The organism is Rudaea sp. (genome assembly GCF_047601565.1).
Lineage (GTDB): Bacteria > Pseudomonadota > Gammaproteobacteria > Xanthomonadales > Rhodanobacteraceae > Rudaea.
Window position 1 is genome coordinate 3,669,520 of sequence record NZ_JASGIY010000001.1, and the last position, 12,761, is coordinate 3,682,280.

A 12,761-nucleotide genomic window follows, 5' to 3' on the forward strand; every position below is an offset into this window, starting at 1 on the left:
CCATCCCATGAACACCGCCGCGCCCGCACCGGCTTCGCGGCCGCCTTCGACCCTCAAGCGCGACCTGGTCTGGCTGATCGCGCTCGTGCTCGCCTTCCTGCTCGGTTATCTGGTCGCGCTGCTGATGCGGCCGCCGCTCACGCCGCCGGCATGTCCGCCGCCGGCAGCGACGGCATCGCCTGCGGGCAGCGGCGGCGCAGGCGGCGGTGCCGGGGGCGGCGGCGGCAGTCCGGCCGCGTCCGGTGCGCCCGCGCAAATCGGCGCAAAGGGCAGCGGTGACGGCAGCGTGGTCGGCGCGGGCGGCAGCATCAACGGCAGCGGCGCTCCGGCGACGCTCAACGGCGGCGGCAGCGGCAACGGCGAGATTTCCGGCGGCGGCGACTTCAGCGCGAGCGGCAAAACGATTTCGAGCGGCGGCGACGGCAACGCCAGCGGCGGCGCAGGCGAAAACGATCTCGACGGCGGCGGCGGCGGCGACGGCAAGCTGAAACTTCCGCCGGGACAGGGCAGTTCCGCGCCGGTCGAGGCGAATGCGCCACCCGTTTCCGGCGGCGGCGGCGTGCCGCCGGGCGGCGCGGGAGACGACGGCATCGCGGACGACATGCCCGACATGAAGCTCCGGCCCGACACGCCCGGCAGCCGCATCGTCGCCGCGCGCGATTTCCGCTACGACCGCAGCGGTCTGCCGCACTACGCGGGCGGCGTCGACAAGGTCGCGAGCGCGATGACGATACCGCCCGGCGGCGCGGTCGCCGACGGCAATGCGACCGTCGCCGAGATCGTGACCAACGACGCGCCCGACGCGGTCGCCGCGTGGTATCGCACTCAACTTCCGCAGGACAAGTGGCAGATGCAGGCCGCGCCGTCCGCGGCGGAAGTCGATCAGAACATCGCGCAGACCGACAAGCCCGCCGCCGACTTCGACCAGCTCGCGAAAGACATGGAGAAGACCCAACAACCCGGCGGCGGCGGCCAGGCCGCGGCAATGGCAATCCTGATGAAAGGCATGATGGCCGGCCAGCATAGTGCGAACGGCGATGCCGGCATCCAGGGCACGCCGCTCGACAGCATGTTCGGCAAGATCGCCAACATGCAGTTGCGCGGCGCGCAGGAAGGTTTGAACAGGATGCGCGAAGCGCATCTGACGATGTTCCAGCCGACCGACCGCGCGCACGACCCGCGCATGATCCTGATCCTGCGCGATCAGAAAACCGGCAAGACCGCCGTGGTCATCATGAAGAAGGCGACGCAGGCGTGAACGCCGGCGTGTCGCCGCAACGGCGCCGGGCACAGCGCGTTGTGCGAATCGCCGGTGCATTCGCGGCGACGCTGTGCGTGCTGACGGGATGCGGCTCGCACGCGCCTGCGCCGCCGGGCGCAGCTACGCAGGCAGCGCAGGCCGCGGCCACATGGGACGGCTTTGTCGCGGGCGCGCCGGTCGTCGTCGGACAGGCGCTCAAGCCTGGCGATCTTTCGCCGACCGAGTTGAAATACGGCATCGCGCCGAAACGCGCGCCCGGCGTCGTCTATCAAGACGGCATCGTCCTGCTTGAGAACGGCGACAAGCTCGTGCGCGCCGCCGCGAACGACGGCATCGGCTGGGCGCTCGACGCGAGCGATGCGCACGTCGCCGCGCTCAAGACCGGCGACATCGTCTTCGCCACGAGCCGCTGTGTCGGCCGCGTACTGTCGGTCGCGCGCGAAGACAACGAAGTGAAATTGCTGCTCGGACCGGTGCAAATCACCGACCTCGTCAAGCAGGGCAACTTCAGCTACGAGCAGCCGCTCGACCTGCATTCGCTCGTGGTCTATTCCGTGCCGGATTATCCCGGCGCGCCGAATTCGGCCACGGCCAACCAGATGCCTCAGGACGGACAAGCCGCGATCGGCGACGTCGGCATGTGGCGGCATGCCGACTACTACGTGGTCGAACCGAACGGCACCTGGACGCCGTTGCCGGCGATCGGACGAGACGGCACCGCGCCGCGCTTCATCCACACCGACGTACCTGTGCCCGGTGTGCCGGGCGCGGCCTTTCCGGGCGCGCCGCCCGGCTTCGGCGACATCGCCGCGCAGGCGCCGCCGCCGACGGTCGACATGGTCAACGGCATGCAGATGTACGCGTGTTCGTTCGATTGCGGCGGCCTCGGCCTGAAGCTGTACCAGAAGAAGAACGGCGTGCAGGTATGGATCAACGCGATCTTCCATCTGCAGAACCCGACGCTGGTTTTTCATCTGAGCATCAACTCGGGCTCGGTCAACGCGCACGTCGAATTGCGCGGCGGCGTGGGCTTCTCGCTCGGCTTCGACGCGCTGGCCGCGCAGGACATGCAGGCCAACCTCAAGGAGATCGGCGTCGTCCCGGTCGACCTCACGATCCCGCTCGGCGGCATGGGCGTGCCGCTGACCGCGATGTTCCAGCAGAGCCTCAACCTGAGCAGCGGCTTCAGCGCGAAGACCTCCGTGCTGCACGCGGTCGGCGACTTCAGCGCGAACGGCGCGATCCTGATGGACTACGTCAACGGCCGCTGGAACATCCCGCCGCTGCAGATGACGCTGAAGAACAACCTCGCCGCCGCGGTCAGCGGCGTCTCGGTCGGCATCAACTCGCTCGTGTTCGCGATCGACCAGCGCCTGCTCGTCGGCGTCGGCGCGCTCGGCTTCGCGGCCGGGCCCTACGTCAACCTGATCTCCAGCATCACCGCGCTGAAGCAGGCCTCGCAGGCGGTCGACTGCCGCCAGGGCACGTTCGGCATGCAGCTCGGCGGCGGCATCGGCTACGCGATTCCGAAGGTCGTCGCCAAGGTGATCAACTTCTTCCTCGGCCTCGTCCACGTCGATCCGGTGCCCGCGTCGGGCTTTATCGTTCGCCTCAAGGACATGATTCCGCTGGTCGACCTGCGCCAGCAGATTCCGGAGGGCTGCGCCGGGAAATAGCCGCCTCCGGCAGACCTGCGATGCGGCCTTCAAGAGACGATGAACCTGCGTTTTTTTTGGGAGCAACGAGCATGAAAAATTTCGCGATCTTCGTTGCGCTGGCTCTGGCGTCCACGAGCGCCGTCGCCGATTCGCCTGCGCCGACGGTGACATTCCGCGGCACCACGTATCGCCTGTCGCGGACGAGCGGGAATGAATACGACTTCACGCCCGCCGAACAGACGCCGCCGTCGGCCGACGTGCTGACGCTGCTCGTCTTGTCCAGGATCAAGGATGGTGAAGCCCTCGCCGATCTCGCCAACCGGACGTTGAGCAAACTCAAGGACACCAAGGCCACGATCGTGCGCACGAACTCGGTTCCCGCTTCGGCGCAGAAGCCGGCCGAGCATTTCATGGCCGTCGTGATACCGAGTCCCGACGCCTTGCAATTCGGCGCGTCGCGCTACGTCCTGGTCGGCGGCGAAGGCGTCGAGATGATCTACATGCACACCATCCACGGCAACGCCGTCGGCAATGAGATGAGCCGCTGGCTCGACAAGAACGGCGCCGATGTCGAGCAGAAGCTCATGCAGCTCGATGCGTCGTCGATGATGCCGACCACCCCGGCTGCCGCGCAGGCTCCCGCCGACGCGCTGCCGCCCGGAACGATCCAGAAAGGCTCGCTGGCGAACCCGAAGCTGATCAGCGACGCGATGCAGGGCGTTGCCGGAAAAGCCGCGACGCTGGGCTGCGAAAAGATCGACTCCCGTCAGCCCTACGTCGTCGCCAAGCCACAGGGCCCGGCCGGCGCGCAAGTCTGGCGCGAGAAATGGCTGGTCACCTGCGCCGGCAAGACGTATCCGATCGACATCCGCTTCAACCAGTCGGGTGCGGACGCCGCGGACTGGACCATCGAATGAAAAGCCGCTTGGCCTCGCCGGGGAGAACGCCATGAAATCGCGCATCGTCATGCTGCCGGGCAGGCTCGTCTGCGCTCGCGACGGTTCTTGTCGACAAGCGGCCGCCGGCATTGTGCCGCGCGCAACCTGCATCGGTCGAGCACCGCGAGACCGGCCATGAACACCGCCACATCCGCCGCACGTCCTCCCTCGATGTCCCGGCACGGTTCGGAGGATCGCCGATTTTTCCTCGCCGCCGCCGTCGCCGTGGCCGCGATCGTGTTCGCGGGCTTCGCGCCGACCTACTATCTGAAAGCCTGGTTCGGCACGCCGCCGCTGTCCCTGCTCGTGCATGCGCACGGCCTGATCATGACCGCGTGGATCGCGCTGTTCCTGACCCAGACCTTGCTCGCCGCAACGGGCCGCATCGGCCTGCATCGCCGGCTCGGCTTGTTCGGCGCCGTGCTCGCCGTGCTGATCGTCGTCGTCGGCCTGTGCACCACGTTCACGGGCACCGTGCGCGAAGTGCACGCGGACCCGGACTCGCGCACGGCGCAATTCTACTTGGTTCTGCTCGTCTTCGACCCGGTCATTCTGCTGGTATTCGGCGGCCTCGTCGCCGCAGCGATCGCGCTGCGCAAGCGCGGCGACTGGCACAAGCGCCTGATGCTGCTCGCGACGCTGTGCCTGCTCGGCCCGCCGATCTCGCGCTTCGATTTCCTGCCCGACGCGACAAGCGTGTTTCTGGCCTGGGACGCCTGCGTGCTCGCCGGCCCGGTCATCGACACGATCCGGCATCGGCGCCTGCACCCGGCCTTCGCCTGGGGCGTGCCGATCTTCCTGCTTTCCGAACACCTGACTTATCTGTTCGCCAAGACGCAGGTATGGATGCAGTTCGCCCGCTCGCTGGTGAGCTGATTTCTTCGTTCTCTCGCGGAGGTCGCATGAAAAATCCTCTCGCAGCCGTTGCAGTCGCCTCAACGCCGGCTTGCGCACCGGGGCTTCGGCCGTGCTTATACGATCGGTCGACAAAGCAGATCGAAAGACGCCGACACGAAGAAGAGCAGGCAAGCGCCCCCTTCCGCCCCCCCCCCGCGCTGCGCGCAGGGGAAGGAAAATCTTCGCTTCCTCCGCTTGCGGGGGAAGCTGTCGCGAAGCGACTGAAGGGGGCGCTTTTGCAGATCGATGAATCGAACCAGGCTCAAGAGCTTTTGTCAGCAGATCGTATCAGCATGGTTTCGTCCATGACCCATCTTGCCGTTGCCGCCCGACTGATCTTCGCGCTGTATTACTTCGGCGTCGGTGCGCTTGGGTTGATACTCGGCGACTGGGCAAAAGACATTGCCAATGCGGCCACGCCGTTCGAGCGCGCCTTGTCGGAAACCGGGTTCATGGATCCCCTGCTTTGCCTGGCGTGTCTGGCCGGCGGCGGCGCACTGTTCATTCGACGCACGGCGCCGTTGGGCATCGTCGTGCTGGCGCCGTTGGTGATCATCATTTTCTTCTTCCATCTGGTCATCACGCACGACTGGCTTTGGGGTTCGCTCAATCTGGCCTGGCTGATTGCGCTCGCGTGGTACTTCCGTCGCGGCTTCGATTCGCTTTGGCATTTCCAAGGGCCGCAGCAATGAGCGCCGCGGACTGCCTGATCTACTCGCTCAAGTGACATGAAACCCTGCATCGTCATCCTGCTTTGCCTGCTCGTCTGCGCCTGCGGCGGCGATTATCAGCAAGAGGACGGCCACATCGTTTTCGTGACGGCGAACGAAGGACAGGGAACCGTGAAGACCCTCGTTCAGGGCGCGGACATCGCCAGCTTCCGCGACCTGGGCAATTATTACGCCGTGGACAAGAACCGCGCGTATCGAGGATCCGGAGCCATCTCCGGCGCGCACGCCGCGAGCTTCGTCGTGATCGCGCCGGACTATGCCAAGGACGACGCGCAGGTGTACTACAGCCACAAACCGATCGCGCATGCCGACCCGGCTTCGTTCGTCGTCATCGATCCGAACTACGCCCGCGACAGGAACGACGTCTATATGCAAGGCGAGCCGATGCATGTTTGCGATGCGTCCTCGTTTCACCGGGTTGCGGACGAACTGGATTCGAGGAATTGGGCCATCGACAACCAGTGCGCCTATGTACGCGGCGTCAGACTTCCGGGCGCGCATCCGAGGTCGTTCCGCGTCCTCGGCTACGAATACGCGAAGGACGATGTACAGGCGTACTCGTCGACCTTCGGAGTGATCCGCGATGCCGATGCGGCGACGTTCGAGATGCCCAAAAGCCCGTGCAACATCTGCGCGCGGGACAAGTACCGTTGCTACAGTTCCGGCAAACCGACGCCGTGCAATCCCCGATTCTTCCCGCAATGAAACCTGATCGAACATCGGGAGCCTTTGTTCGTGACGTCGTTCCCGCGAAAGCGGGAATCACGCGCCGAAGCTATCGGACTGTCGGTCTTTTCCTGTATCCCCTGCCCACAACCCCAACCCATCGGTGACTCCCATGGTCGACTTCAAAACCGGACAAATCCTGAGCCTGCTCGCGCGCACGACGCCGTTCCTGCTGCTGCGCCTCGTCGTCTACGTCGGCATCACGCTCGCCTACATCCTCGCCGTCGGCGTCGGTGGCGGCCTCGGCGCGCTGTTCGGCAAGATCGGTGGCAGCGGCGGAGGCGGCGCGGCGTTCGGCGGCCTGATCGGCTTCGGCGTCGTCAGCGGCCTGCTGTGGTGGGCGCGCGAATACCTGCTCTACATGGTCAAGGCCGGCCATATCGCCGTGCTGGTCGAATTGATGGACGGCAAGCCCGTGCCAGGTGGCAAGGGCCAGATCGACTATGCGAGCGGCATCGTCAAGGAACATTTCGCGACCTCGTCGATGCTATTCGGCCTGAACCAGCTGATCCGCGGAATTTTGAAAGCGTTCAACCGCCTTACGCTGAGCATCGCATCTATGCTGCCGATTCCCGGACTCGACGCCATCGTCAAACTGGTCGATGCGATCGTCAATACGGGCTTGAGCCATCTCGACCAGGTCATCCTCGCGCAGAATCCTGCGCGTGCAAGGCGACAACCCGTGGGCGGTCGCGCGCGACTGCACCGTGCTCTACGCGCAGAACGCGAAGGGCGCGCTGAAGAACGCGGTGTTCCTGACCTTCCTGGTCTGGGGCCTGACCTTGCTGATCCTGTTCCTCGTCGCCGCGCCGATCGCCGCCGCGGTCGGCCTGTTCCACGTGCACGCCGGATTCGTCACCCTGCTGCTCGCCGTGGTCGCGGCGCTGAGCCTGAAGGCCGCGCTGATCGATCCGTTCGCGACCGTCGCGCTGATCCAGGTCTACGACAAGATCACGCAGGGCCAGACGCCGAATCCGGAATGGAGCGCCCGGCTCGAATCGATGTCGGCCAAGTTCCGCGAACTGACGCAGAAGGCGCGCGAGTTCATCGCACCGGCCAAGACAGCCGATGCCGCAACGCCTTCGCTTGCCGCGCCGCCGGCTGGCAACCCGACGTAGCGCGCGGAGATTCGGCCGCGCGCGTCACCGGCGCTTGTCGAGCAGATATTTCGCCGTGACCGCATCGGCGTCGACTTCGCTGCCCGGCAACTCGTGCAATTTCTTCAGCGCCTCGCCGACCGATTTCTCGCCGTCGCGCTTGCCGGCGATGTCCGCCATCGAGGTTTGGCACAAGCCTTTGAGCAATACCGCCTGCCATTTGCGGACGTCGTTGCTCTCATTCGCGTGGGCCAGCTCCTTCCACGACATTTCGATGGCCGGCATCGCCTCGGCGCATCGATGTTGACCGACGAGGAAATCGGCCCAGGCCAGTTGCCAGTTGAAATGATCGATGCCCTTGGTCGCCGAGAAATACTCGCCCAGCGCAAGCATCGCGCGGAAATCCGATTCCGCCGCAGCGGTCTGGCCGTCCAGTTCTTCGGCGGTGGCGAGTTGGCGCAGCGCGATCGCGAGATTGGCCGATGCGCCTTCCTGCATCGCCAGCAGCCCCACCGCCTTGCGCGTCCAGGCCACCGCTTCGGCGGTTTTGCCCTGCATCTGCAGGGTCGTCGCTAGGTTCTGCTCGGACTGGACCACGGAAATCCGGCCGTCGTCCGCCTGCGGGCGCTGGAGCACGTCGCGCAGCAGCCGTTCGGCCTGTGCATATTGGCCATCGTGCATGATCACCGCCGCCAGATCGTTCTGCTCGCCCAGCGTTTGCGGATGGTCGTTGCCCAATTTCCGCCGGGATCGCGCCAGCGCGTCGCGCAGCAACTCCGCGGCGCCGGCGAAATCGCGCCGCGAATATTTCAGCACGGCGAGATCGTTGAGCGCCTCGTCGATCTTCGGATGATCCTCGGGAAGCGTGCGGCGGAATACCGCCAGCGCCTGTTCGGCCAGCTTCACGGCCGCCGCCTTGTTTGCCGCGAGATTGTTGTCGTTGTATGCCTGCGACAAGGCGAGCATGCTCGCCGCGGTCAGCGGGTGGCCGTCGCCGTAGACGCGGGTGCGGATCGCGACCGCATGCTCGAGCAGGTCCACGGCCGCGGCATATTCGCCCTTGTCGTCCAGATGCACGCCGAGGTTCTGCAACGACACGGCGGCTTCGGCCGAGTCCTTGCCGAACTTGCGTTCGCGGATCGCAAGCGCGCGGCGGAAGGCGGCGTCGGCGTCGGGACGTTTGCCGAGATTGTCGAGATTGGCGCCGTAGGCATCCAGACGCTCGGCCGTTTCGGCGGAATCCTCGCCGAACCGTCGCCCGCTTGCCGCCAAAGCTTCGCGATGCAGCGCGTCGGCACCGGTGAAATCTCCGCGCTCCTGCAGCAACGACGCGACATTCCCGAGGCTCGAAATGATTGCCGGATCATCCTTACCCAGCTTCGCCCGGCGCGTTTGCAAGGCTTCGCGCAGCAGCGGATCGGCCTTGTCGAACGCGCCTTTTTTCAGTTGGATCAGCCCGAACTCGTCCGCGCTTTCCGCCGTCTCCAGGCCGGCGTCGCCGAACTGCGCACGGCGCAGGGCAAGCGCCTGTTCTTCCAGCGGCGCGGCGCGCTCGTAAAGTCCCAGCGACGAGTACGTGTGCGCGATCGTGTGCAGCAGGCGTGCGCGCACGGTCGGGCCGATGTCGGTTTGCGCATTCAACTTTTCCGTACCCTGGTCGAGCAGGTCCGCGGCCGTCAGCTTGGCGCCCTGGGTCAGCTCGGGATCGGCCCCGGCGAACAGGCCGACGAGAAAGTTCGTCACCTGCTGCGCCGCCTGCGCCTCGCGCGACTTCAGCCGCGCCTGCCAGAACGCGAACGCCGCGCTCGCGATCAGCAGCGCAATCACCGCGGCGGATGCGGCGACGCCGGCGCGATGCCGGCCGATGAATTTGCCGACGCGGTAGGCCGTGTTGTCGCGCCGCGCGGAAATGGGAAGTCCATGGAGATACCGTTGCAAATCCGACGCGAACGCGTCGACGGTCGCGTAGCGCCGTACCGGATCGCGATGCAGCGCCTTGAGCGCGATCGTGTCGAGATCGCCACGCAAGGCCTTCGCCGGCACCGGCGCGTCCGCCGCGGCGACCGCGCTCGGCGCGCGCGGCGCGGTCGCGGTAAGCAGTTTTTGCAGTTCATCGAGCGTCGGCGTGTCGCCGACGTCGAACGCGCGCCGCCCGGCGAGCAGTTCGTACAACACGCAGCCGAGCCCGTGGATGTCGGTGGCGACCGTGACCGGTTCGCCGCGCAGTTGCTCCGGCGCGGCGTAGGCCGGCGTCAGCGGGCGATCCTGCCACAAGGCGGTGGCCGTGCCGGCGTCGCCCTGGCCGATCGCCTTGGCGATGCCGAAGTCGAGCAGCGTGGCCTCGCCCGCCGGCGTGACGAGGATGTTCGACGGCTTGATGTCGCGATGGACGACGAGCTGGCTGTGCGCGAACTGCACCGCCGAGCACACGGCGAGAAACAGTTCGACGCGCTGGTCGAGCTTCGCATTCCGCTCCGCGCACCAGTCGAGGATCGGTCGGCCCTGCACGTATTCCATCGCGAAGTACGGCCGCCCGTCCGCGTTGACGCCGCCATCGAGCAGGCGCGCGATGTTCGGGTGTTCGAGCCGCGCGAGAATCTGGCGCTCGCGCAGGAAGCGCGCGAGGATCGCTTCGCTGTCCATGCCGCGCTTGACCAGCTTGAGCGCGGCCTGTTGTTCGTACTGCCCGTCGGCACGCTCGGCGAGCAGCACCACGCCCATGCCGCCGCGCCCGAGTTCGCGCACGACGCGCCACGGACCGATGCGTTGTCCAGCGGCTTCGGTTTGCACATCGCCCTGCCAGGCGCTCGCCGCCGCGCAGCGCGCGCAGTCGACGTCGCGGTCGAATCGTGCGGCGACGGCATCGGCTCGCAGTAGCGCCTCGACTTCCGCGTGCAGCGTCGCATCGTCCGCGCAGAGTTCGGCCAGCCTCGCGCCGCGCTGTTCCGGCGCGAGATCGGCGACGCAGTCGAACACCTCGGCGACGCGCCGCCAATGTTGGCCGTCCGCGATCATCCGGCGGCGCCTGCGAGGCCGAGCTGCTGCACGAGGAACGCACGCGCACGGCGCCAGTCGCGGAACACCGTGCGCTCGGTGAGATCGTGCAGGCGCGCGATCTCGGCGATGTCGAGGCCCGAAAAGATGCGCAGCTCGACGATGCGGCCGGCGCGCGGATCGAACTCGGCCAGATTCTGACAGCGCCGCGTCGAGCGCGACGAGGTCGACGACCTCGCCCGACGCGGCGGCATCGTCGCGCAGCCCGGTGATCGCGCAGTCGCCGCCGCGCTTGAGGCGCGAGCGGCTGCGCGCATGGTCGACGAGAATCTGGCGCATGGCACGGGCGGCGAGCGAAAGCAGGTGCGCGCGGTCGATTCCGCGCGCCGCCTCGACCGCATTGAGCTTGAGATAGGCCTCGTGCACCAACGCGGTCGTATCCAGCGTCGCCGGGCTGCCGGCGCCGCGGCGCTGGCTGCGCGCCATGCGCCGCAATTCCTCGTAAACGAGCGGAAACAAGTCGCTTGCGGGATCCGTTCCCTGCGTGTGGGCTTCGTTGTTCATCGCGAACCGTTTCACCTCGAACCGCGCCGCGCACGCTCGACGCAGCCACGAGTCACTATAGAAGCCGGCCACGGCGGCAACAAGCGCCCGCCCTGGCGGGCATGGATTCCACTGCCATGGATTCCGCTGCGCATAACGACTAGCATTCGGCAATTCCACCGGAGAAACCCATGCGCCCGTTGCCCATCGCCGCCGCCGTCGCGTTCGCGCTCACGCTGCCCGCCCTCGGCGCCGAAGCCGACAAACTGTCCACGTCGGCCGAAATCAAGACGATCCATTGCGGCCACCTGATCGACACCGAGGCGGGCAAGCTGCTCGGCGAATCGACCATCGTGATCGAAGGTGCGCGCATCAGGGAAGTGCGCTCCGGCAAGGCCGACGTGGCTGGTGCGCAGCAGAACATCGATCTTGCGACCAGCACCTGCCTGCCGGGGCTGATCGACAGCCACACCCACCTGACCGGCGAAACGAGCCCGACCGGCTACACCGACCAGTTCCGCTGGAACGTCGCCGACTACGCGATCCGCTCGACGGTCTACGCCAAACGCACGCTCGACGCCGGCTTCACCACCGTGCGCAATCTCGGCGACAACGACGGCGAATCGATCGCGCTGCGCAATGCGATCAACGCCGGCATCGTACCCGGCCCGCGCATTTTCACCGCCGCCCAGGCGATCGGCTCGACCGGCGGCCACGCCGACGGCACCGACGGCTACCGCAAGGATCTCGCCGGCGACCCCGGCCCGAAGGTCGGCATCATCAACGGCGTCGACGACGCGTGGAAGGCGGTGCGCCAGCACTACAAGGACGGCGCCGACGTGATCAAGATCATGCCGTCCGGCGGCGTGCTCGACGAAAGCTCGAGCGTCGACAACGCGCAGATGACGATCGAGGAGATCAAGGCCGTCGTCGCCGCCGCGCACGACTACGGCTTCATCGTCGCCGCGCACGCGCACGGCGCCGAGGCGATCCGGCGCGCGGTGATCGGCGGGGTCGACTCGATCGAGCATGGCACCTTCATGAACGACGAGGACATGAAACTGATGAAGGAGCACGGCACCTGGTACGTGCCGACCATCATCGCCGGCAAGTACGTCGAGGAGAAGGCGAACGTGCCGGGCTACTACCCGCCGCAGGTCGCGGCGAAGGCCAAGCAGGTCGGCCCGATCATCCAGGCCACCGCGGGCAAGGCCTACAAGGCCGGCGTCAAGATCGCGTTCGGCACCGATGCGGCTGTCTACCCGCACGGCGAGAACGCGAAAGAGTTCAAGTACATGGTCGAAGCCGGCATGCCGCCGATGTTCGTCATCCAGGCGGCGACCACGCACGCCGCGCAACTGTTGAAGAAGGAAAAGGACCTCGGCAGCCTCGCGCCGGGCAAGTTCGCCGACGTAATCGCGGTCGAAGGCAATCCGCTCGACGATGTCACGCTGCTGCAGAAAGTCCGCTTCGTGATGAAGGCCGGCGAGCGGTACGAGTAGAACGCGCCGCCCGCAACGGGCGGAACGCACGAATACCCTGCGCGGCTGCTTCACGCGAGATCCGGCCCCCGGTCGCAGCACGGCCGGACGCTGAACCCACGGCGGCGGCCATCCATGGCCGCGGGGCCCCTGCATCGCGTCATCCGCGCATTCCGACGGACTTGCTCGCAGCCAGAAGTTCGCCCTGCAACGTCTCGATCTCGGCGATGTGCGCGTGCAGGGCGTTGATCAACGCCACCGCGAACGAGAACTCGGCCGGCGTGGTCCAGCCGGGCTGGCGGATGATCTTGAGCAGTTCCGCCAGCGTGGTGCCGCGGCCGAGCCTGGCGAGCGCGTCGCTGAGCGCGGAGATCTTCTTGTCCAAGGCGTGTACGTGATCCGGAGACATGACCGTTCCTCTCTCGTTGGGGTTGC

General features: G+C 66.7%; 12 protein-coding genes and 1 pseudogene. 8 read left to right on the forward strand and 5 right to left on the reverse strand.

Annotated elements, in window-relative coordinates; genetic code table 11:
• Positions 1-7: 7 nt before the first annotated feature.
• The 6 genes from QM741_RS16300 (at position 8) to QM741_RS16325 (ending at position 6,190) form a co-directional block, all read left to right on the forward strand.
• Complete coding sequence (locus QM741_RS16300) at positions 8-1,258, forward strand: hypothetical protein (RefSeq protein WP_415208690.1); 1,251 nt, start codon at positions 8-10, stop codon at positions 1,256-1,258.
• A gap of 41 nt (positions 1,259-1,299) precedes the next feature.
• On the forward strand, positions 1,300-2,937 hold the full coding sequence (locus QM741_RS16305; protein WP_415208691.1) for a hypothetical protein: 1,638 nt from the start codon (positions 1,300-1,302) through the stop codon (positions 2,935-2,937).
• Between the two features lie 71 nt (positions 2,938-3,008).
• Positions 3,009-3,836: a hypothetical protein gene (locus tag QM741_RS16310; protein WP_415208692.1), complete on the forward strand. Its 828-nt coding sequence runs from the start codon at positions 3,009-3,011 to the stop codon at positions 3,834-3,836.
• 156 nt (positions 3,837-3,992) lie between these two features.
• Positions 3,993-4,733, forward strand: a complete 741-nt coding sequence (locus QM741_RS16315; RefSeq protein WP_415208693.1) for a hypothetical protein — start codon at positions 3,993-3,995, stop codon at positions 4,731-4,733.
• Positions 4,734-4,759: 26 nt separating this feature from the next.
• A complete protein-coding gene (locus tag QM741_RS16320; protein ID WP_415208694.1) occupies positions 4,760-5,446 on the forward strand; it encodes a hypothetical protein in 687 nt (228 codons plus the stop codon).
• Between the two features lie 36 nt (positions 5,447-5,482).
• Positions 5,483-6,190 (forward strand): DKNYY domain-containing protein, encoded by a 708-nt coding sequence (locus QM741_RS16325; RefSeq protein WP_415208695.1) that lies wholly within the window; start codon positions 5,483-5,485, stop codon positions 6,188-6,190.
• A gap of 70 nt (positions 6,191-6,260) precedes the next feature.
• On the opposite strand, the gene QM741_RS16330 is transcribed toward QM741_RS16325, so the two are convergent.
• A complete protein-coding gene (locus tag QM741_RS16330) occupies positions 6,261-6,680 on the reverse strand; it encodes a hypothetical protein (RefSeq protein WP_415208696.1) in 420 nt (139 codons plus the stop codon).
• 196 nt (positions 6,681-6,876) lie between these two features.
• Here QM741_RS16330 and QM741_RS16335 point away from each other — a divergent pair, with 196 nt between their 5' ends.
• Positions 6,877-7,329: a hypothetical protein gene (locus tag QM741_RS16335; RefSeq protein ID WP_415208697.1), complete on the forward strand. Its 453-nt coding sequence runs from the start codon at positions 6,877-6,879 to the stop codon at positions 7,327-7,329.
• Between the two features lie 24 nt (positions 7,330-7,353).
• Here the strand turns inward: QM741_RS16335 and QM741_RS16340 are convergent, their stop codons facing one another.
• The 3 genes and pseudogenes from QM741_RS16340 to QM741_RS16350 form a co-directional block, all read right to left on the reverse strand.
• A complete protein-coding gene (locus QM741_RS16340; RefSeq protein WP_415209150.1) occupies positions 7,354-10,323 on the reverse strand; it encodes a tetratricopeptide repeat protein in 2,970 nt (989 codons plus the stop codon).
• Positions 10,320-10,556: an ECF-type sigma factor gene (locus QM741_RS16345; RefSeq protein WP_415209151.1), complete on the reverse strand. Its 237-nt coding sequence runs from the start codon at positions 10,554-10,556 to the stop codon at positions 10,320-10,322. The genes QM741_RS16340 and QM741_RS16345 overlap by 4 nt, the downstream gene beginning before the upstream one ends.
• Positions 10,557-10,560: 4 nt before the next feature.
• Positions 10,561-10,866 (reverse strand): annotated as a pseudogene (locus tag QM741_RS16350) (ECF-type sigma factor); the annotation flags it as partial.
• Positions 10,867-11,036: 170 nt separating this feature from the next.
• Between QM741_RS16350 and QM741_RS16355 the strand changes: the two are divergent.
• The gene (locus QM741_RS16355; RefSeq protein WP_415208698.1) at positions 11,037-12,347 is read left to right on the forward strand and encodes an amidohydrolase family protein; all 1,311 of its coding nucleotides are present in this window, start codon (positions 11,037-11,039) and stop codon (positions 12,345-12,347) included.
• Positions 12,348-12,486: 139 nt separating this feature from the next.
• On the opposite strand, the gene QM741_RS16360 is transcribed toward QM741_RS16355, so the two are convergent.
• On the reverse strand, positions 12,487-12,735 hold the full coding sequence (locus QM741_RS16360) for a hypothetical protein (protein ID WP_415208699.1): 249 nt from the start codon (positions 12,733-12,735) through the stop codon (positions 12,487-12,489).
• Positions 12,736-12,761: the final 26 nt, after the last annotated feature.

Coding starts and splice junctions, on each gene's coding strand:
- QM741_RS16325 (WP_415208695.1), top strand. CDS start 5,483: ATGAAACCCTGCATCGTCATCCTGCTTTGCCTGCTCGTCTGCGCCTGC.
- QM741_RS16315 (WP_415208693.1), top strand. CDS start 3,993: ATGAACACCGCCACATCCGCCGCACGTCCTCCCTCGATGTCCCGGCAC.
- QM741_RS16330 (WP_415208696.1), bottom strand. CDS start 6,680: ATGTTCCTTGACGATGCCGCTCGCATAGTCGATCTGGCCCTTGCCACC.
- QM741_RS16320 (WP_415208694.1), top strand. CDS start 4,760: ATGAAAAATCCTCTCGCAGCCGTTGCAGTCGCCTCAACGCCGGCTTGC.
- QM741_RS16360 (WP_415208699.1), bottom strand. CDS start 12,735: ATGTCTCCGGATCACGTACACGCCTTGGACAAGAAGATCTCCGCGCTC.
- QM741_RS16310 (WP_415208692.1), top strand. CDS start 3,009: ATGAAAAATTTCGCGATCTTCGTTGCGCTGGCTCTGGCGTCCACGAGC.
- QM741_RS16355 (WP_415208698.1), top strand. CDS start 11,037: ATGCGCCCGTTGCCCATCGCCGCCGCCGTCGCGTTCGCGCTCACGCTG.
- QM741_RS16300 (WP_415208690.1), top strand. CDS start 8: ATGAACACCGCCGCGCCCGCACCGGCTTCGCGGCCGCCTTCGACCCTC.
- QM741_RS16340 (WP_415209150.1), bottom strand. CDS start 10,323: ATGATCGCGGACGGCCAACATTGGCGGCGCGTCGCCGAGGTGTTCGAC.
- QM741_RS16345 (WP_415209151.1), bottom strand. CDS start 10,556: ATGCCGCCGCGTCGGGCGAGGTCGTCGACCTCGTCGCGCTCGACGCGG.